Source organism: Pseudoalteromonas sp. RWi3 (assembly GCF_054960735.1).
Window position 1 is genome coordinate 26,922 of sequence record NZ_JBHNYL010000009.1, and the last position, 19,251, is coordinate 46,172.

17 protein-coding genes are annotated in these 19,251 nt (G+C 39.8%); 4 read left to right on the plus strand and 13 right to left on the minus strand.

Annotated elements, in window-relative coordinates; translation table 11 throughout:
* Positions 1-137: 137 nt before the first annotated feature.
* The 11 genes from ACFI4Z_RS12610 to ACFI4Z_RS12660 form a co-directional block, all read right to left on the minus strand.
* Positions 138-1,610 carry an SLC13 family permease gene (locus tag ACFI4Z_RS12610; RefSeq protein WP_462670891.1) on the minus strand — a complete coding sequence of 491 codons (1,473 nt, stop codon included), beginning with the start codon at positions 1,608-1,610 and terminating at the stop codon, positions 138-140.
* Between the two features lie 10 nt (positions 1,611-1,620).
* Complete coding sequence (locus ACFI4Z_RS12615) at positions 1,621-2,583, minus strand: porin (protein WP_462670892.1); 963 nt, start codon at positions 2,581-2,583, stop codon at positions 1,621-1,623.
* A gap of 198 nt (positions 2,584-2,781) precedes the next feature.
* A complete protein-coding gene (locus ACFI4Z_RS12620; RefSeq protein ID WP_462670893.1) occupies positions 2,782-4,146 on the minus strand; it encodes a sigma-54-dependent transcriptional regulator in 1,365 nt (454 codons plus the stop codon).
* A complete protein-coding gene (locus tag ACFI4Z_RS12625) occupies positions 4,143-5,879 on the minus strand; it encodes a sensor histidine kinase (RefSeq protein ID WP_462670894.1) in 1,737 nt (578 codons plus the stop codon). The genes ACFI4Z_RS12620 and ACFI4Z_RS12625 overlap by 4 nt, the downstream gene beginning before the upstream one ends.
* A 45-nt stretch (positions 5,880-5,924) precedes the next feature.
* Positions 5,925-7,904, minus strand: coding sequence for a TonB-dependent receptor plug domain-containing protein (locus ACFI4Z_RS12630; protein ID WP_462670895.1), 1,980 nt, complete (start codon positions 7,902-7,904; stop codon positions 5,925-5,927).
* 115 nt (positions 7,905-8,019) lie between these two features.
* Positions 8,020-8,283 carry a CBU_0592 family membrane protein gene (locus tag ACFI4Z_RS12635; RefSeq protein ID WP_099296971.1) on the minus strand — a complete coding sequence of 88 codons (264 nt, stop codon included), beginning with the start codon at positions 8,281-8,283 and terminating at the stop codon, positions 8,020-8,022.
* A 737-nt stretch (positions 8,284-9,020) separates the two neighbouring features.
* A complete protein-coding gene (locus ACFI4Z_RS12640) occupies positions 9,021-9,272 on the minus strand; it encodes a hypothetical protein (RefSeq protein ID WP_099296972.1) in 252 nt (83 codons plus the stop codon).
* Positions 9,273-9,319: 47 nt separating this feature from the next.
* On the minus strand, positions 9,320-9,724 hold the full coding sequence (locus ACFI4Z_RS12645) for a DUF1761 domain-containing protein (RefSeq protein WP_462670896.1): 405 nt from the start codon (positions 9,722-9,724) through the stop codon (positions 9,320-9,322).
* Positions 9,725-9,952: 228 nt separating this feature from the next.
* On the minus strand, positions 9,953-10,483 hold the full coding sequence (locus tag ACFI4Z_RS12650; RefSeq protein WP_462670897.1) for a response regulator transcription factor: 531 nt from the start codon (positions 10,481-10,483) through the stop codon (positions 9,953-9,955).
* Positions 10,483-11,730, minus strand: coding sequence for an ATP-binding protein (locus ACFI4Z_RS12655; protein ID WP_462670898.1), 1,248 nt, complete (start codon positions 11,728-11,730; stop codon positions 10,483-10,485). Before ACFI4Z_RS12655 ends, ACFI4Z_RS12650 begins: the two co-directional genes overlap by 1 nt.
* A gap of 22 nt (positions 11,731-11,752) precedes the next feature.
* Positions 11,753-12,157 carry a nuclear transport factor 2 family protein gene (locus ACFI4Z_RS12660; RefSeq protein ID WP_099296975.1) on the minus strand — a complete coding sequence of 135 codons (405 nt, stop codon included), beginning with the start codon at positions 12,155-12,157 and terminating at the stop codon, positions 11,753-11,755.
* Between the two features lie 390 nt (positions 12,158-12,547).
* Between ACFI4Z_RS12660 and ACFI4Z_RS12665 the strand changes: the two genes are divergently transcribed.
* Positions 12,548-13,615, plus strand: coding sequence for a beta-ketoacyl-ACP synthase 3 (locus ACFI4Z_RS12665; RefSeq protein ID WP_462670899.1), 1,068 nt, complete (start codon positions 12,548-12,550; stop codon positions 13,613-13,615).
* Between the two features lie 54 nt (positions 13,616-13,669).
* Positions 13,670-14,056 carry an SMU1112c/YaeR family gloxylase I-like metalloprotein gene (gene gloA2 / locus ACFI4Z_RS12670; protein WP_462670900.1) on the plus strand — a complete coding sequence of 129 codons (387 nt, stop codon included), beginning with the start codon at positions 13,670-13,672 and terminating at the stop codon, positions 14,054-14,056.
* Here the strand turns inward: gloA2 and ACFI4Z_RS12675 are convergent.
* Together ACFI4Z_RS12675 and ACFI4Z_RS12680 are read right to left on the minus strand one after the other, a co-directional pair.
* Positions 14,053-15,414 (minus strand): leucyl aminopeptidase family protein, encoded by a 1,362-nt coding sequence (locus ACFI4Z_RS12675; RefSeq protein WP_462670901.1) that lies wholly within the window; start codon positions 15,412-15,414, stop codon positions 14,053-14,055. The genes gloA2 and ACFI4Z_RS12675 overlap by 4 nt on opposite strands.
* 92 nt (positions 15,415-15,506) lie before the next feature.
* Positions 15,507-15,932 (minus strand): hypothetical protein, encoded by a 426-nt coding sequence (locus ACFI4Z_RS12680; RefSeq protein WP_462670902.1) that lies wholly within the window; start codon positions 15,930-15,932, stop codon positions 15,507-15,509.
* 111 nt (positions 15,933-16,043) lie between these two features.
* Between ACFI4Z_RS12680 and ACFI4Z_RS12685 the strand changes: the two genes are divergently transcribed.
* The gene (locus tag ACFI4Z_RS12685; protein WP_462670903.1) at positions 16,044-16,163 is read left to right on the plus strand and encodes an oxidoreductase-like domain-containing protein; all 120 of its coding nucleotides are present in this window, start codon (positions 16,044-16,046) and stop codon (positions 16,161-16,163) included.
* A 331-nt stretch (positions 16,164-16,494) separates the two neighbouring features.
* Positions 16,495-19,146, plus strand: a complete 2,652-nt coding sequence (locus tag ACFI4Z_RS12690; RefSeq protein ID WP_462670904.1) for a TonB-dependent receptor plug domain-containing protein — start codon at positions 16,495-16,497, stop codon at positions 19,144-19,146.
* Positions 19,147-19,251 lie beyond the last annotated feature (105 nt).

Below are 19,251 nucleotides of genomic sequence, written 5' to 3' on the forward strand. Positions count from 1 at the left end.
GCATAGGCGCTGCCTTGCCTAAATACCAAACATACTGCTGCAAAATTAATCACGAAAGGTCAACACGCCCTAAAGTATAAGCACTCTTGGTTGGGTAATTCTAACCAAGGCAACTCAAGATACGAGCGCCGTTGGAGTTAAAAATTAAAGACTGATGCAGCTATGGTCATAGTAACTAATGTGATCAGCACGATTGCAATGATATTTAAAACAAATCCTGATCTAATCATATCTCGCATCTGTATTTGTCCCGAGCCAAACACAATCGCATTAGGCGGCGTTGCAACAGGCATCATAAAGGCACAACTACATGCTATTGCAGCAGGAATAACCCACACTAATGGAGTTCCAGTAATTGACTCTGCAACTGGACCTAGTAACGGTAAGAACCCTGCGGCCGTTGCCGTATTACTTGTTATTTCAGTTAAGAAAGTGATCAGTGTAGCTACCAATAATACACTCAAAACCAAAGGAATTGTGTCTGCACCATCAATCAGGTGTGCAATGTACTCGGCTAAACCTGAAGATTTAATTTGAGCAGCAAGGGTTAAACCACCACCAAATAACAATAATACACCCCAAGGAACACCTGATGTGCTTTGCCAGTCTAAGATGCGTTCATTACTGCCTTTGTTTGCAGGTAATATAAACAACATTAGCGCTGCAGCGATTGCAATACCTGTATCAGATATTTTTAAACCAGAAAAATCAGCAAGTAGAGGCCTGAAAATCCAGCAAATAGCAGCTAGTGCAAATACGGCTAAAACGCCTTTTTCTGCTCGTTGCATTGAACCAAGTTCCAGTAACTGCGTACTAAATAACGATTTAGTGTCTACTTTTACACTCCCAGCCTCAGTCTTATCTACTTTATAGGCAAATTGAGTTAACCAAACCCAGCAAATAACCAACATAACCAAAGACAAAGGCACACCTACCATCATCCATTGTGAAAAACCAATTTCAATTTGATAGCTATCAGACAAATAAGCAGCCATTAACGCATTAGGCGGTGTACCAATCAGTGTAGCTATACCACCAATACTGGCACCATAAGCAATCGACAGTAACAATGCTTTACCAAAGCCATTATTTTGTGGGTTAGATTGTTGCACTAAATGCGTAATAGATAGAGCTATAGGCAGCATCATTACCGCTGTTGCAGTATTTGACATCCACATTGATAAAAAGGCAGTCACAAGCATCATTGCTAAAATTTGGTAACTGGGTTTTGTACCCGCATAAAGCATAGTTTTTAAAGCAATACGTTTGTGTAACCCCCAACGCTCCATGGCAATGGATATTAAAAACCCACCCAAAAATAAAAAAATCAGAGGGTGAGCATAAGGTGCTGCAACACTTTTAATAGATGCTATATCCACTAAAGGCGAAAACACGAGCGGCAACAGTGACGTTGCAGGAATAGGCACTACTTCACTGACCCACCATGATGCCATCCAAAATGCTAAACCAGCGGTTCTAAAAGCCGCAACACTCAGCCCTGATGGAGGATCAATTAGGCATGTGAGTAACATTATACATGGACCTAGCAACAACATAATATATTGCATAAGCGGTGATTTACCTTGATCGTTATTGATTATTTCACTCATCACTTACTCCTTAAAATTTGTACTTAAGGCCTAGTGCAAGGCTGCTATCGCTTTGTTGATCAAGATCTAAATCTGTATAAAACAAATAAGCACGTGTTTGCTTATCAAATACATAATCTACCCCTGCGGTCCATTGACTGCCATCGTTATCATGGCGTAACTGAGAATCGTCGCTAGCAAATTGCACCTTTGGTACCCATTTATCTAATGTATAACTTGCACTAACCACATACCCATTACCTGATTTGCTGCCATCAAGTGATTCACTGCGCTGATAAATTGCACCAAATTGCCATTGTGCTTGTTTAAGCACACCCGCTACACGAGTAGCATTAATATTATTTAAAGAATCAACATGACTGATCGCGACATAGTAATCTTTATTTTTTAAGCCACGATCGCCGTAAATGACCGTTGCAGCATAGCCTGCTTCGTTATTAGCACTGTCATCTTTAGGTGCATAAGTGAGGGATAGTTGTGCACCAGAAAAAGATTTTGATGTGTACGTTAGTGTGTCACCCAGTCTATCTTGACCTGGTAAAAGCTGAGCAATATCCGCTTGAGTTTCATTAAAGTTATCTACTTTGCCTTCCGAATATTTAAATCGAGTATCATTACGTCCGATAACCACTTCACCAAAGTTACCTTTTAAACCTAAGTAAGTATTACGCGAACTAAATGGGTCATTGGTATTATCATGTTCAAACCCTTTGACTTGTACTTCGTACTTGAAAACGGCGCTAAGTGATTCAGTTAATTTGTGGTTACCTTTAACACCAATACGAGAAAAAGGCGCATCGATTTGCGTGCCTTCATTGGCGTAGCGCATTATGCCTTTGTCCGTGTTCGCAACTTGAACTTCTGCCTTGCCGTAAATGTTATATTCTGCGCCGTGAACATTTTGCCAAGGTGCAAGCAATGCAACCGTAGAAGCTGCAATTAGTAACGTTTGATTTTTATCTATTATAGCCATTGTGTGCCTTCATTATTATTAGGATGATTTGTTGTTCCTAGTAATAGAGGCAAATATGTTGCCAATCGGTAAATAAAAATTAATTTTATTTAAAATCAGAAGCTTAAACTTAATCTCCATAATAGTAGAAACTAGAATGGGTAGAAAGTCACACAATTAAAATACACAGCTGTCACCAAAACCACCCATTTTAGGTGGCTACTCTTTAAACATATCTTTATTCAAACCATACTTACTCATCTTGTCGTAGAGTGTTTTTCGGGCAAGTTGCAATGTTTGCATGGTCTCTTTAATACTTCCTTGATGACGCTCTAACGCCTCCTCCAATAATGATTGTTCATAAAAGCTAACCTTTTCGGCTAAACTTAGATCAACAGGAGGGGTTGCTTGATTGACATTATTAGCCTCAAAAGCAAGATCAGTACCTAACAACACTGCACGTTCAGCCTGATTTCGTAACTCTCGCACATTCCCAGGCCAATCATACTGCAATAAATATTGTTGAGATTGAGCATTTAATGGTGCCGGTGGTTTGTGAAAACGTGTTGCAGCTATCGAGCTGAAATGCTTAAACAATAAAGGGATATCTGGTTTTCTATCGCGCAATGCAGGAATGCTCACTTTCACCAAATTCAGACGGTAGTATAAATCAGCGCGAAACTTTCCTTCATCCACCAACGTTAATAAATCAACTTTAGTCGCTGCAACAATTCTAACGTCTAGATCAATGGCTTTATTTTCACCAACGGGGGTTACTTTTCGCTCTTCAAGTACACGTAGTAGTTTAATTTGTAATGACATTGGCGTGCTTTCTATTTCATCAAGAAAGACCGTGCCGCCTTGTGCAAACTCAAACTTACCTTGACGACTTTGCGTGGCACCGGTATAAGCACCACTGGCAGCACCAAAAAGCTCACTTTCGATTAATTGTTCAGGCACTGCACCGCAATTTATTGCTACAAAATTACAATTGGAGCGGCTACTTTGGTCGTGTAAGTATCGAGCCACCAGCTCTTTACCTGTGCCCGTTTCACCTTCTATCATCACATCTGCGGGAGTATCTATTACCGTGTTTAAAAGATGCATCATGTGCTGCATTTGTGGCGTTTCGCCTAAAATTCTAACCCCTGGTGCAGATGTTTTTTCAACCGCTAACTTTAAAGCTCGGTTTTCCATCACTAAGGCTCGTTTATCGCAAGCGCGTGCAAGGCAGTCCAGCAGTTGTTCGTTGAGTGGCTTTTCAAAGAGATCGTACGCCCCTAATTGCATAGCTTTGACTGCAACTGAGACATCTGCAAACCCAGTTAAAAATATGACGGGGAGCTCACTATCAAATGCTCGGACTTGCTCGAGCATCGCCAAACCATCCATTTTCGGCATATTGATATCACTGATCACGACACCGTTAAATCGCCGAGTAAGCTTAGATAAAGCGCTAAGTGGGTCATTAAAGCACTGAACTTCATAGCCTTCTATCTCAAGCAGCTGCTTGATAGAGTCTCGGATCATTGCTTCATCATCAATCACAATAACCTGTTTACACTGTTGCTCTAACTCAGTCATATACTTCCTTTATCCGAGGCTAAGGTAATAATAAATTGTGCCCCTCCACTTGGTCGGTTATGCGCAGTTAAGCAACCGTCAAATGAGTCTATAATTTGTTTTGAAATAGATAAACCAAGGCCTAGACCATTGCTGGACTTGGTACTATAAAATGGCTCAAAAATGGTTCCTAGTGCGTGCTGTTCAATACCAGGGCCAGTATCGAGTATTGAAAACTTCACTCGCCCGTCAAATTGCTCAAGCTCAAAGCTCAGCTCTTTAACGTTTTGATCTGCCATTGCTTGGCTCGCGTTTGTGATTACGTTCACTAAAACTTGTTCAAACTTAATACCATCGACCCAAACAGTAACCGAGTCGTCGATTTCGATGGGCCGTACTGTAATTTGATTTTGTTTAAGTTGCGCACTAGCAATCAACATCGCATTTTTTAACAATTGAGATAGGTTTTGTGAGCGTAGTTGTGTTTGTGCTGGTTTACTAAAGTGTTTTAATTGACCTACAATTTGATGTACACGCTCTATCAACCCTTGCACAATTACAATGTTATCTTGGGCTGCTTGAACATTACCCTTAGCAATCAGTTTTTTTGCACTGAACAAGTAGGTACTCATTGCACTAAGAGGTTGGTTAATTTCATGGTTTATGCCTGCACTCAATTGCCCAATTGTGGCTAACTTGGCAGATTGTACTAACGCAATTTGCGCTTTTTCTAATGCATCTGTACGTTCTATAACCTCTTGCTCAAGACTATGGCGCGAATAAAGTAACTTTTTATAGCCTGCAAAACGAGACATTAAGACATAACCAATAGCTAAAGTAATAATGTAAAAAACACTGAGCCAAAAAAGACGAGGGAATTGAGCAATGTTAACCGACGACACATCCACCAATACAGTCATTTTGGCATCAAGTTGCTTGATTTTCGATTCTGCAAACACAAACTGAGTGAGCTCTGTTTCTTGCTTTATATTTAATAACTCAATATCTTGGGCATTACTTATATAAGTTGTGATTTTTTTAGGTGTATGATTTAGGTAACTTCGTTTGCTATGTAATTTATCAAGCTCTGTTTCACTAAACGATTTCATTGTATTCAATCGCCACTTCGCTTTATTAGACATCGCAATAACACCATCACTGAGCGTCAAATAAAAGTGACTTGTTTGCGACGCACTCAATAATTGCCTATCACTTTCGAATTTTGATACGTTCACCTTCAACGCTACAACACCAATGATATTTTCACCCTTGTATATGGGCTCTGAAAAATAGATCCCCCGCTCATTTGAACGTAACCCAAGTGCAAAGTATGCCACCTTGTTACCTTCTATCGCCTCATAAAAATAGGGCCGAAAAGCAAAATTGTTTCCTATGTATGTATAGTCTAACTGCCAATTACTCGAGGCAATAACATCCCCCTTTAAGTCTAATAGGTATACATCAGACGCACCACTTGATTGCTGAATATCTGCTAGGTAGTTATTAACCGCATTGGTCGATTTATTATCATTTTGAATAAAGCCAGACAATAATTGATTGTCTGTCACAAGGTGGGGTATTGCAGAAAATCGAGCCAGTTCGGTATCTAAATATCGGCTTAACTGCGTGACTTGCTGTTTGGCTTGCCCTGCACTTTGTTGTAAATCATACTGACGCCCAAACCAAAATGCGCAAACCAGTAGTACAAGCAGAACACCTGAGCCCGCCATATATTTTTTTGAAATGCGCTGCATTATGTATCGTTTACCTAAAGAAAAACATGAGGGCGCTCGTCCCTTTTAAAAGTCCATTGAATAGTTTAACGATATTTCTCTAGATACACCAGCAACTGCACCATTGGCGACCCGAGGATCATAGGTATAATACTGCTTATCAAATAGGTTATACATTTTTAAAGTTAAATGACGTTTATCGTTTATCGAATATCGTGATGTTGCTGAAAATAACATATAGCTTGATTGTACAAAGGGGGTTGCCGCTAAAGTTTCACCTTTCACTTCCCCGCGCCATAAACCGTTTATACTGAATAACCATTGGTCCAACTGGTAACTACTTATAATGCTCGCAAACCGCTTGAAAGTCGGTTTTATAGGCTCATCAAAGTACTGGGTATAAGTACCTGTCAACGAAATCTCAGGCGTTATATTCCATCTACTATCAATCTCAACACCACGGTTTGTATCATCAAGCTGATTTGAAAATGTGAACATGTTGGTCTTATTTCCCTGTGGTATGGTGGAGATAAAATCGTGTAATTGGTTGTGAAATAGCACCATATTTGAATGCCATGATTTAGCCTCATGACGCCATACAAGCTCTGTCGTTTTAACATATTCAGAACGCAGCTCAGGATTACCTACAGTAACATCATCATTTGAATATAATTCATTGGTTACTGGGGTTCTGAATGATTCACCATACTGTAACTTAAATGTATTCGCAGGTGTTGGTTGATAAATAGTAGCAAAACGTGGTGACAACTTACTCTCGATATTTTTGACATCGTCAAAACGACTACCAAGAAAAACTGTAACAGATTCAGACAACGGGATTTTTAACTGCCCGTACACACTGTGTGTTTCAAATGAGGCTTTAAGGCTGGCAAAAGGAGCAAACTCTTTGATGGTGCTAATTTGGCCTAAATAATAAGCGTCATCAAGGATTATGTTGCCACTTGATTGATCATAAAAGTTTGTTCGTACACCAGCTGATTTTTGCTGCGCATCCGAGAACTCATACCCTGCATTAACAACCCAATCGTTAGTGAGTTGGTGTTTAAAGTCAATGTTTACTTTTAAATCAGACGTTGTCCACGCAGGACCATTTAAAAAGTCGTTTTCTGCGAAGGGGTTATTGCTAGCCGATAATATTAATCCGGCACTTTGAATATCATGCTCTGAATACGCCACTTTTGTTGTTAATTGTGTTGTTGTATTTTGCAGCCAATCATAGGCAACTGAAACAAAATGATTCTCACTTTGATGTTGATTTTGTTTAGAATAACCTGCAAGGTTGATAAATTCATCAAGCTCAACTTTATTGTAACGTCCTCTTATTTGAAGCTCGTTTATGTCAACACCCGCTTCAAAATATATTGACTCCAAAGGGTCTCGTACACCTTGAGGATAATAATCACCCTCTTTTTTATTAATTGCCAAAGTAGCAAATGCGTTTACATCTTCATTAAATTGATAATGAGCACTCAGCGATACCCCTCGTTTGGCGTTTGAACCTATCATCGCTGTGACTTCATTAACGTCGTGTTTTGTCACAACGTTCATCACCCCCATAAACGCATTACTGCCATAGAGTGCAGAGCCTGGACCACGGATAAACTCCACTTTTTCAATTACCTCGATGGGTATAAAAGGCATGTAAACAGATGCTTTGCCAAACGACGATTCATTAATACGCTCGCCGTTGATCATAACTAATACATTGCCGCTATCTAAGTAGACCCCACGCGCATGATCTTTTGGTACTGCGCCTACCCAATCTCCACGTGTAGATTGCATTCCTGGGACGAAATTCATTAATTCGTAGGCACTGTCGACACCTAAAAGGTTTATTTTTTGTTTATTGAATACGGTAATAGTGGAAGGAGCGGAGGCGAGTGTTTCTGAGGTATTAGAGCCAATGTCAACTTGGACGTTGAGCAAATCTTCAAAGCTCATTGAAAATAAATCTTCAGATTCTGCAGCTAAAATAGGGGCTGCGCTTAAGCACAAATACAGACAAAAAGTTTGCTTCAAAGTCATTACGCCACAACACCTGTAATTAATAAAAAAGGTCGACGGTGCATTATAACCATCTATTTACAATATTAATACAAATGTGTCACGGCGTACGGGTTTTTCTAAAATTTTTCGCTTGTTAAGCGTTTGAGGTCACTGGTTTTGCTTTTAAATATTTGTACAAGCCGATTAAAGACGCCGCTATCCAAAAAATCTCAATAACAAAACTTGCCAAATTGAAATTATAACAAAGGCTTATCAGTAACAATATCGCACCAGATAAATTCATTATGTTATAAAGCAAACCAGTCGGTGTTGCTTTGCCCAGTTGCAGCATAAAAAACGCGCCCACAACTAAAAAAGTACCTGTCATACCAATAATATCAAATAAAAGTGCAATCACGGGGTTTCCCTTGTCCATTACTATAATTACCCACACTACTGGCCCATTCCATGGGGAGGGTTGTTTTCATTCATTGAAACAGCAAACCGAGTAAGTTTAGCAGGGTAGAAAAATTGCCACAGGATAAATGTCCGCTTTTAAAATGAACTATATCTATAAAGCGTGTAAGTTTGATAAATAATAGCGTTTTATTTTTGCGTATCGCATTTACTTTGCCGAAGAGTCTATTGGCATCTGATTATGTGAATTCAGCAGACAGTTCAATCGTCTCGCCCAATTTTAAATACTTAAGAGAAAATACTTTTTTGTTCTATAGCTTTAGAACTTTGTCAAACATGGTAAAAATTCAGTAATAAACTAAGGGTCATTTAGCAATTAGTTTTATTGAAAGTGACGTTAACTGAAAAAATACACTGATATTCAAGTGTGCTTAAAGCGATATTTATATAATCTAAAAAACAAATACAAAGGCGAAATTAATGTGAGGAACATGCCAATAAAGAACGAATAAAGAACAACTTTTCTTTTCGATATTGAGTGCTCAGCTGATATCCATAGGTTTGAACATATGAATATAAGGCTATAAATAGTTAATATGGGTATTAAAACCGACGTATCAAAATTATATCCTTCCATACCCAAATACCTCACTGCAATTAAAAAATCTGTAAGGTAACCGTTCAAAAAATGTTACCACAATGTTTACTTTGTAACATGCCTATTAAGGCTTTGTACAGTCACTTAAACGTTACTTTACCGCCAATCATCTTATAAGCAGGTGCGCCGCGGATCATAGTTTCACGGGCAAAGGGACGCTCGCATTGAGGGCATATACACGGTGTGGAAGTGAAGTCTTGGCTTATGCGCTCAACAAAACACTTAACGAGTGCGCCTTTTCCCCCTTTGCGGTATTTATAAAGCTGGGTTTTACAATGCCCACAAAATATATCTACCGTTTTCGTTGGGCCTTTTTTATTCGGTTTTGCCATAGCTCACAAGAATACAGGTTCAAATAATAGGCTTTAAGTTTATCAGCTTAAGGCAGCAAACCCAAAATTAACCCCATGATTGTAAATTGTAAGATATGATAACCGCTGTTAATCAAAAACAATTTAAGTGGGCGTTGTTCAAACAAATAAGTGATCCCGTAAGCACTTCCTACCCAACAAAGCCCAATTAGAAAAGCAGCGCCTACACTCACGCCTAAAGTAGGGGTTGGTCCAAAAAAAAGTGACAAACTGAGGGCAATTAATAACGACAGAACGAAGCTCCCGCCAAAAACCTTTTTAGGGTTTACTGTTTTCAAATCTAATTCAGTCAATCCACATGCTTCCATCCAAGCGCGTTGAAAAAGTAATGGGGAATACCAAATCCCACCTAACGCAAATGAAGATAACGCGGCAATAAAAACAGCAAAAAGGTTAACATGGGAAATATCCATAAGGGCTCATCATGACAACTTAAATAAAATGAATATTTTTACTTTAGTTAATGAATCCCATTGCGGCAACAAATGCACTTAGCAAAACAATGTATACTTTAATGAGCTAAAAAAATAAAAGGTGTATCTATTTGATTTTAATAAATTAACCCCTAACTTATAAAAAATCACTGTCCCTGTTTATCCTGAAAATCTGACTTTTCTGATGCAGCTATCATAATTATGCAATTACTGTTTTACAGGTTTTTTTTGTAATTTGCGCTGCAATGTACGCCGGTGCATATTCAGCTGGCGGGCTGTTGCAGAGATATTCCCTTGATTGCAATGCAGAACTTGCTGAATATGCTCCCACTCTACTCTTTCAGCTGACATAACCGAATCAGGAGAATTAACGACCTCTTTTTGCAGTTGATTATTTGGGCACAACGCATTTACTAAGGTCGGCATATCTACCGGCTTGGTTAAATAATCATTAGCGCCCAATCGCATCGCTTCTACGGCTGTTGCAATACTTGCAAAACCAGTTAATAAAACAATTTGGCAATGAGGTATTAAGCCCCGCAACACAGAGAGAAGATCCATTCCATTGTCATCAGCAAGTTTCATATCTAATAAGATATGGCTCGGTGTGACTTGCTCCGCTAGCATCAAAGCCTGTTGCCTATTATGCGCCACATTGCAAGTAAACCCTTGTTTGGTTAATCGTCTTGATAAAGTGCTGGCTAGGCTTTCATCATCCTCGATTATAAGCAGTTTCATTATTCACCTTCGCTTGTTATTGCCAATTTTACTTTTGCCACAGCACCGCCTTGTTGATGATTAAAAAGTGTTAATGAACCCTGTAAGCGCTCAAACGTAACATTTGATAACATCACGGCTAACCCCATTCCTGAGCGACTTGGCATAACTTGCCCCCCAAGTTGACTCAGTTGCTCTTTGGTGAAGCCCTTACCATAATCGCGGATCAACAGGTTAAGCTCTGGCTCACTACCTTGGTTGGAAAGTTGCCAGCTTAACGATAGCTGGTTTTGATTGTTTTGTTGATTTGCGGTTGTCGCGTTTTGTAATAAATTTAATAACGCGGGTAATAACATCGCATCGCTTTTAACACTGACATTGGGCGTTTCATTTTGCCATTTTAGCTGCTGATCTGGGTAGTGTAACAGCATAGTGTCGTGAATTTGTTGCGCTAGATCTAATAACTTTACAGCGTTTATTTTACTGTGTGTCCTCAGTTGCGCTGACAGCTCTCTGAAATTATTTAATTGTGCTGTGCACTGCGCAAGCGGTTTTTGCATTTCAGTAATCAATTCATTATTAGGCAGCTCTTCCTTTAGCTCTTCTAAAATCAACTGTAGGTTAGCTATCGGACTCGCCAGTTGATGAGTTATTTGCACCGCCGCACCATCAAGGGTGACAATCTGTTCAGAGCGTAACTGCTTTTCTCTCACACTAGCGATGGTTTGTTCTCGAAAACGCAAAGCACGATTCATTGCCCCAACCACCAAAGCAATTACGCTGGCACTGATCACAAAATTGACCCACATGCCGATAAAATGACTCGTCATATCCATATCATGCATACTATGCTGAGGCACTTTTAATAGTAGCAAACTGTAAGCCGTGATAGCCAAAGCTGCAATGTATACTAAGCCCTTTGCACTCACACTCACCGCAGCAATCATAATGGGTAATAGTAATAGCGACACAAACGCATTCGTTGCCCCGCCACTGAGCGATAATAATATGGCTAAAAATAATACATCCGCAGTCAGCTGCATTAACATGCCAATTTCTTTGGCTTTGTTCACATTACGATAAGCAATTACGCTAAAAATTTGAAAAGCGGCTTCTAGTGAGATAACAAGCAATAACTCATAAAGTGCAATTTGATGCTCAAGCAGAAAATAAACAGCAATGACTGCAAGTAGTTGTATTGCAATTGCACCAGAACGTAGCATTAACAATCGGCTAATAGCGGGATCTGTCCGCGTTAAAAATGCCATATCAATAAACCTAAAAAAAGAGTTAATCTTCATCCATTGAGATAGAAAAAACAGCACATGGCGTTCCTTGATGAAACACCATTTTCCAAGACGAATCCGTATAGCGCCATAGTGACATTCGAATGGAATAATTAAACTCAGCCCGTGCTGAGCGTCTATAAGCTGCTTGATAGCTTAATTGAGCGATATCGTCACTGAGCATGCGGCCTTTAAAGTTTTGATTATAAAACTGTGGAACTACTTCTGTGGGAAGGCGTGTTAATACTTGAAACTTATTAAAAACCGTTCCATTACTGGCGATTTCAATAAAATCATCATCGAGTAAAGCATCTAAAGCGTTGGCCGATTGGCGAACCTCTGGCTCAAGTAATTGCCGTTCAGACTCGATTAAATGATTAAATAATGACGCCTTAATTTTGCTACCCATAGTAGCTCCTAGTTTTGTTTAAAACCCTTTTAGTGGGTTAAATCGTCACTGCCCTTTATAAATTAGCAGTTCACTTTTTTATAGATAATAACCAGTTACATACTATTACTCAACAAATCGCTAGCACAGCATAAAATGACATATGCCTAGATTGATGTATTAATTTATAGCATTACGTTTAAACGACCTAGATTAATCATATTTGTATGAATAACAATAATATCAGCCGAATTCATTTTATATAGCTAACTTGTCTACTACCATTGATGTAAATTGTTTTAAATACCAGTATTTACAGTGTAAACATGCTTCAAACTAGTGTTATAAGCTGAATTTTGGTATAAACACATCATTAATGACAGATGTCTGACCACTTAAAGAGAACACACTATGTCTTACGCACATATCACTGGTTGGGGTAAATGCATTCCACCAGCACGCATTAGCAACGATGAAATAAGCCAATTGGTTGATACTAACGATGAATGGATCACATCTCGTACAGGTATAAAAGCGCGCCGAGTCAGTCATGTGAGCACTGCTGAACTTGCAACGGTTGCAGCTAAACATGCTATTGCATGTGCTGGTATTGATGCCAAAGACATTGATCTTGTTCTTTTGGCAACGTGTACGCCGTCAACTATGGTTGCAAACACCGCTTCATTGGTTCAAAAAAATATTGGTGCTATCGGCGCCGCTGCCATGGATACAAATGCTGCATGCTCTGGCTTTTTATATGCAATGCAAACAGCAACAGCACAAATCCAAGCGGGTATGATTAAAAAAGCAGTGGTGATCGCTGCTGAGCGCATGACCTGGTATGTAAACTGGGATCGTCGAGATAGTGCAGTATTATTTGGCGATGGTGCAGGTGCCGTGGTTTTAGAAGCCGCCGATACGCCTGCAGGCTTACTAGCAACCAAAACGGGTTGTGATAGTGAAGATCGTGATATTTTACACATTACTAACTTTGGCAGTGATATAGATAAATACAGCCCAGCAGGCCCATCAGATTTATTGTTTGAAGGCCGTGAAATATTTAAACGTGCCGTTAAAGGTATGAGCGAAGCTTGCGATGACGTACTTACGCAAGCCGATTTAAAGCTGGATGAAATCGATGTATTAGTCCCTCACCAAGCAAACCTTCGAATTATTCAAGCAATTCAACATCGTTTAAAAGTCGCTGATGAAAAAGTGATGGTGAACATAGGCGAGTATGGTAATACATCCGCTGCAACGATAGCGATTGCGTTATGTGAAGCTGTTGAACAAGGTTTAATTAAGCCCCACGCAAATATTATGTCTGCAGCATTTGGGGCTGGTTTAACTTGGGCTGCTAGTTATATAAAATGGGGTGATCGGGTAACGCCAATTGCAATAAGCGATGCAACTTTACCACCTTGTGATAAAACAGGATTAGAGCTTGTTTGTGCAGCGGCGGCTGCATGTAAGCAATAAGTAAAATTTAGCTCGTTTAAAGCGCGAATATTCGCGCTTTTTTATTGGAACAGTATGAAACTACTCGCGATTCATCACGTTGCTATTATTTGCGGCAACTATCAACGTGCTAAACATTTTTATACTCAAATACTTAAGTTGCCCATTATTCATGAGCAATATCGTGCTGAACGTGACTCTTACAAATTGGACCTAGCACTACCAGATGGCAGTCAAATAGAACTTTTTTCGTTTCCAGATCCACCTATCAGACCTAGCTACCCCGAAGCACAGGGACTAAGGCATCTAGCATTTTCAGTCAATGATATAAAACAAGCAAAACACATACTAGAAGCGCAAGGTGTTGATGTTGAGGAGATCAGAATAGACGAAATCACCGGGAAGCGTTTTACATTTTTCGCCGATCCCGATGATTTACCAATAGAACTTTATGAAGTTTAGTGAAAACGACTTTCTAAATAACTGAATACAGCACGCACACCGAGTGCCTCGCCGCCTGCTGGGCGACCAGGTAATGCACGTAAGTTCCATGCCATGACATCAAAATGTACCCAGTCAGTTGCAGGTTCGACAAATTCTTTTAAGTAAAGTGCTGCTGTAATTGCACCACCAAATGGTGTACTTGAGCAGTTTGACATATCAGCCACATCACTCTTTAAAAAGCTTTTGTATTGTTCAAATAATGGAAGTTGCCAAACAGGATCACTCACCCCCATGCCAGAGTCGATAATACCATTGGCCACATCACGATTTGTTGAGAAAAAGCCTGGTAGCTCCGTTCCTAATGCTACACGACATGCGCCAGTAAGAGTTGCAAAATCGATCAGTAATTCCGGCTCATCATTTTGAGCTTCACTGAGTGCATCACATAACACTAAACGGCCTTCTGCATCTGTATTATCAATCTCAACCATTATGCCCTTACGGGTTTTAATCACGTCGCCTGGACGAAATGCGTTACGCGACACGGCATTTTCTACAGCTGGTACAAGTACACGAAGTCGAATTGGTAAACCCGCGGCCATAATAAGCTGCGCTAGGCCAATAACATGGGCAGCGCCCCCCATGTCCTTTTTCATATTACGCATACCTGAGCTCGGCTTTAAATCTAACCCGCCAGAGTCAAAACACACCCCTTTACCAACAAGGGTTACTAAAGGTGCATTTTTGTCGCCCCATTTTAAATCAAGCAAGCGTGGTTTATTTTCACTCGCACGGCCAACCATGTGAATCGTTGGGTAGTTTTGCTCAAGCAACTCATCGCCAACCCACTCGCTGAACTCCCCTTGGTAGGTGGCTGCAAGATCAGCCATAACTTGTGATAAATGCTGTGGCATCATATCTGCAGCTGGAGTGTTCACTAAATCACGCACAAGATTAATTGCACTTGCCTGTTGGTTTAAACGCGTAAATACGTCTTTGTTTTCGATTGCCAATTGAGCTTTAACTGCTGTTTTAGCTTTATATTCGTTAAATTCATATCCACCTAACATAAAGCCCAACGCAATTTGCTCTAATTTATCATCAAGACCTTGTATCTTGTAAAGACCCTCAGGTAATTTTGATGCAAGATCGCCCGCTAGCCAGAAATCATCTAGACTCTCAACTAAACAGTAAGCATGAGCCAATGAACCTGACTGCTCATTAACAACTAAAGCTAAACCTTGTCTTTGGAAGTCACAACTTTTCAACCAATTTTGTAAAAAAATGGATTGCTGATCTAACCACTCTGAAAGGTTACTTTTAGTAACAAAAGATAAAGGTATTCCAGAAGGAGTATGACAAATTAACGCACTCATTTAACGACTCATTTAGTAAAAATTTATACCTAGCATACCAACAACCCTAAACAAAAGGTATAGCTTAAGCGTTTACTCCCTTAGTTCTGGCATTATTTTTTTACAGATTGATCATCTGAGTGATGTTTTTGCTCATCTTCAGCAATTTGTTGATCTATTTCTTTTAGCGGTTTATTAATATTAAAAGAACTAGGCAAAACATCCACGCCTACCCACTTACCAAGTTTTACAACTAAAGGAATAGTAACGGGAGCAAATGGTAAAACAGCGAACACCCCAAGCCCTAAGCCTTTGAGAATATCAATAAATTGATTATTCGCCTGGGTTAATTCATCTTTCGTTACATTACCGTGGGTGTAACGACGATAAATAGAGAGCATCTCTTTGGTTTCTTTTTTTTCTTGTGCTAAAGCAATTTTTAACGCGACCATAGCGCGCTTAAAACGCAGTTGCTGGCGTCTTTTACCTATTTTAACAACTCTAATAGGTGCACGGTGAATTACTTTATATAGTCTCATGGAAGCATTTTCACACAGGCACTCGCGTTCACAAAGTAGAATTTACATTTGCTGTGATATACTTGAGTAACTTAAAACAAAAAAATTGTACCCGTGTAAATGAAGCCGCAAATGTGTGAACCAAAAACGCAAGAGAAAACAATCAAACCACAAAGACCCGCTCCCGACGAGTGCTGTGGCGGCGGCAGTTGTTGCCCGTGTGTGTGGGATGAATACCGTGAGGCGCTATAGCAATGGCGTGATTCAACAAATAACGACGGCCAAATTTCTTAATATGGCAAATTATTCTTATGAGCCACTAAATAAATTAAATTAATTATTTTAAAAATCAAGCCTTTTAGCTCTAATTTCGAGCAATTCGTAAAATACCCACTAGAAAAAATCGTTATTTATCATGTGGGTTAGCCACATTCAAATTTCCTCTATAGAAAAATAAAAAAAACCGTTTCTTTTTAACATCTTGCACAACTGGTTAACAATATGTATAAATAAATTACACCTATTTGATTTAAAGACTAATATTGGTGTGGAAATTATAATAATTCTAACTGGGGAAATTAGAATGAAATTGAAAAACAACATGTTGAATAAAGCTGTTAAGCTTGCCTTAACTACCACAACAGCCGGCCTGTTTATGTCAGGCACTGTTATGGCAGAAGAAGCACAAACGACCGAAGTTAAAAAAAATGTAGAAAAAATCGCCGTAGTTGGTACCCGTTCGGCACCACGTTCAATTGGTGATTCACCTGTACCTATCGACATTATAGGTGGAGAAGAATTAGGCAAATCAGGTAACACTGACATGCTAGAACTCCTTAAAGGGTCTGTGCCTTCTTTTAACGTTCACCAAAATCCTATTAGTGATGCTGCATCACTCGTTCGTCCTGCTAACCTACGTGGTCTTCCATCTGACAGCACATTAGTTTTATTAAATGGTAAACGCCGTCACCGTGCATCAGTTATTGCCTTTTTAGGAGGTGGTATTAATGATGGCGCACAAGGCGCTGATATTTCAGTTATTCCAAGCATTGCGTTAAAGCAAGTTGAAGTACTGCGTGATGGCGCTGCTGCACAATACGGTTCAGATGCCATTGCTGGCGTAATGAACTTTGTACTAAAAGATGCCTCAGAAGGCGGTAGTTTCGAAGTTCGTCAAGGTGAATACTACGAAGGCGACGGTGATACAACGCAAATCTCTGGTAACGTCGGCTTACCGTTCACTGATAGTGGTTTTGCAAACTTAAGCTTCCAATATAAAACAGCAGATGCAACAAGCCGTTCAGTACAACGCCCAGATGCAGCTGCACTTGCAGCTGCAGGTGTGCCAGATGTTTCTTCTTTAGCACAAGTTTGGGGCGCACCTAAAGTAGATGACGATATCTCTATTTTTGGTAACGTTGGCCTTGAGCTAACCAATGATTCTGAATTCTATATGTTTGGTAACTACTCTGAGCGTGACGTGCGTGGTGGTTTCTATTATCGTAATCCAACAACACGCCCTGGCGTTTACGGCGGTACTATCCGTGACGTAGGTGGTGTAAATATGCGCCGCCCTGGTGATGATGATCCTCAAGGCCAAGAAGCATGGGATGCAGCAACCCCGACCGTATTAGTTGGTTCTCTGGATGGTTATGATGAACAAATTAACTGTCCTCTAGTTGAACTTCAAGCCAATGGTGCACCAGATCAAAATGCACTGGATTCATTAACAGCTGCAAATTGCTTTGCATTCAACGAAAAAATACCGGGTGGTTTTACACCAAATTTTGGCGGTAATATTGTTGATACCTCATTAACAATTGGTACAAAAGGTGAATTTACTGGCGGCTACCTTAAAGGTGCATTTTATGACCTAAGTGGTACCGTTGGCTTTAACGAATCACGCTACTTTATTTATGATACAGTTAACGCCTCTTTGGGTTTAGATAGCCCTCGTGATTTTAGTCCAGGTAAATATTCACAACTCGAGAAAAACTTTAATTTTGACTTATCAAAAGGCTTTGATTGGGGTTTAGCGTACGATGTGAACGTTGCAGGTGGTCTTGAATGGCATGAAGAAACCTTTACTGTCACCTCTGGCGATGTAGCCTCATTCACTGCAGGCCCATTTACGGATCAAGGCTTTGGTATTGGTTCAAATGGTTTCCCTGGCTTTAAACCATCAGATGCAGGGGAATACACTCGTCGTAACTACGCTGCATATATGGACGTGGAAGCGCCGTTTACAGAAGAGTTTTTACTGGGTTTAGCACTTCGTTTCGAAGACTATGATTCATTTGGCTCTACAACAAACTACAAGCTTACAGGCCAATACCACCTGACTGACGACTTAAATATTCGTGGTTCAATAAGCACTGGTTTCCGCGCACCTACCGTTGGTCAAGCCAATGTTAGTAACGTACAAACAAACTTAAGCAGTGGTGTATTAGTGGATTCTGCGCTTTTACCACCAACAAACCCAATTGCGGTTCAACTAGGCGGTACAGAGCTACAACCTGAAGAATCACAAAGCTATACGTTTGGTGCTGTTTACACTATAGGCGACTTATTCTTTACAGTTGACTACTATAATATTCAAGTTGAAGATCGTATCAGTCAATCAGAAAAAATCGAGCTTGACCAAGCTGATAAAGACACACTGGAAGCCGCAGGTGTACCAAATGTACAAAGTTTAGCACAAGTTAGTTTCTTTACTAATGACTTTGATACTACCACTCAAGGTGTTGATTTGGTTGCGAACTATTCTGCTGATTTACTCGGTGGAAGCTCTACATTTAGCTTAGCGTACAACTGGAATGACACAGAAGTTACGCGTTCAAGCCCAATTACTGGTGAATTTAAAGTAAGCCGTCTTGAAAATGACTTACCTAATCATCGTTCAACACTTAGTTGGGCTCAGCAGTGGGAAAGCTTTTCTGCATTCACTCGCCTAAATTATTACGGTGAATACCAAGGCGTGCATGTAGATTATGATGCAACGGCTAAAACAGCAGATGCTGCGATTACATTAGATGCAGAAGTCACTTACTTCTTAAATGATTCTATTAGTTTATCAGTGGGTGCACAAAACTTACTTGATCAAGATGCTGAGAAGTTAGATTTCTTTGATGCAACGAAAATCCCTAATAATAACTGGGGTGGTAAGTACTATGAAACATCGCCTTATGGGATTAACGGTGGTTTCTACTACGTAAAAGCGACGTACACTTTCTAATCTAAAGTTAAAACGTTAATTAATGTATCTGGCGAAATGTGTAAGAGTTCTCTTTCACATTTCGCCTTTTTCGTTTTATAGTGACTAAAAAACAAATACGTAATC

What these genes read in the sequence shown, in the direction of transcription:
- ACFI4Z_RS12665 (WP_462670899.1), top strand. Translation starts at nt 12,548, where the DNA reads ATGTCTTACGCACATATCACTGGTTGGGGTAAATGCATTCCACCAGCA.
- ACFI4Z_RS12645 (WP_462670896.1), bottom strand. Translation starts at nt 9,724, where the DNA reads ATGGATATTTCCCATGTTAACCTTTTTGCTGTTTTTATTGCCGCGTTA.
- ACFI4Z_RS12680 (WP_462670902.1), bottom strand. Translation starts at nt 15,932, where the DNA reads ATGAGACTATATAAAGTAATTCACCGTGCACCTATTAGAGTTGTTAAA.
- ACFI4Z_RS12655 (WP_462670898.1), bottom strand. Translation starts at nt 11,730, where the DNA reads ATGGCATTTTTAACGCGGACAGATCCCGCTATTAGCCGATTGTTAATG.
- ACFI4Z_RS12640 (WP_099296972.1), bottom strand. Translation starts at nt 9,272, where the DNA reads ATGGCAAAACCGAATAAAAAAGGCCCAACGAAAACGGTAGATATATTT.
- ACFI4Z_RS12690 (WP_462670904.1), top strand. Translation starts at nt 16,495, where the DNA reads ATGAAATTGAAAAACAACATGTTGAATAAAGCTGTTAAGCTTGCCTTA.
- gloA2 (WP_462670900.1), top strand. Translation starts at nt 13,670, where the DNA reads ATGAAACTACTCGCGATTCATCACGTTGCTATTATTTGCGGCAACTAT.
- ACFI4Z_RS12630 (WP_462670895.1), bottom strand. Translation starts at nt 7,904, where the DNA reads ATGACTTTGAAGCAAACTTTTTGTCTGTATTTGTGCTTAAGCGCAGCC.
- ACFI4Z_RS12660 (WP_099296975.1), bottom strand. Translation starts at nt 12,157, where the DNA reads ATGGGTAGCAAAATTAAGGCGTCATTATTTAATCATTTAATCGAGTCT.
- ACFI4Z_RS12625 (WP_462670894.1), bottom strand. Translation starts at nt 5,879, where the DNA reads ATGCAGCGCATTTCAAAAAAATATATGGCGGGCTCAGGTGTTCTGCTT.
- ACFI4Z_RS12675 (WP_462670901.1), bottom strand. Translation starts at nt 15,414, where the DNA reads ATGAGTGCGTTAATTTGTCATACTCCTTCTGGAATACCTTTATCTTTT.
- ACFI4Z_RS12685 (WP_462670903.1), top strand. Translation starts at nt 16,044, where the DNA reads ATGTGTGAACCAAAAACGCAAGAGAAAACAATCAAACCACAAAGACCC.
- ACFI4Z_RS12610 (WP_462670891.1), bottom strand. Translation starts at nt 1,610, where the DNA reads ATGAGTGAAATAATCAATAACGATCAAGGTAAATCACCGCTTATGCAA.
- ACFI4Z_RS12615 (WP_462670892.1), bottom strand. Translation starts at nt 2,583, where the DNA reads ATGGCTATAATAGATAAAAATCAAACGTTACTAATTGCAGCTTCTACG.
- ACFI4Z_RS12650 (WP_462670897.1), bottom strand. Translation starts at nt 10,483, where the DNA reads ATGAAACTGCTTATAATCGAGGATGATGAAAGCCTAGCCAGCACTTTA.
- ACFI4Z_RS12620 (WP_462670893.1), bottom strand. Translation starts at nt 4,146, where the DNA reads ATGACTGAGTTAGAGCAACAGTGTAAACAGGTTATTGTGATTGATGAT.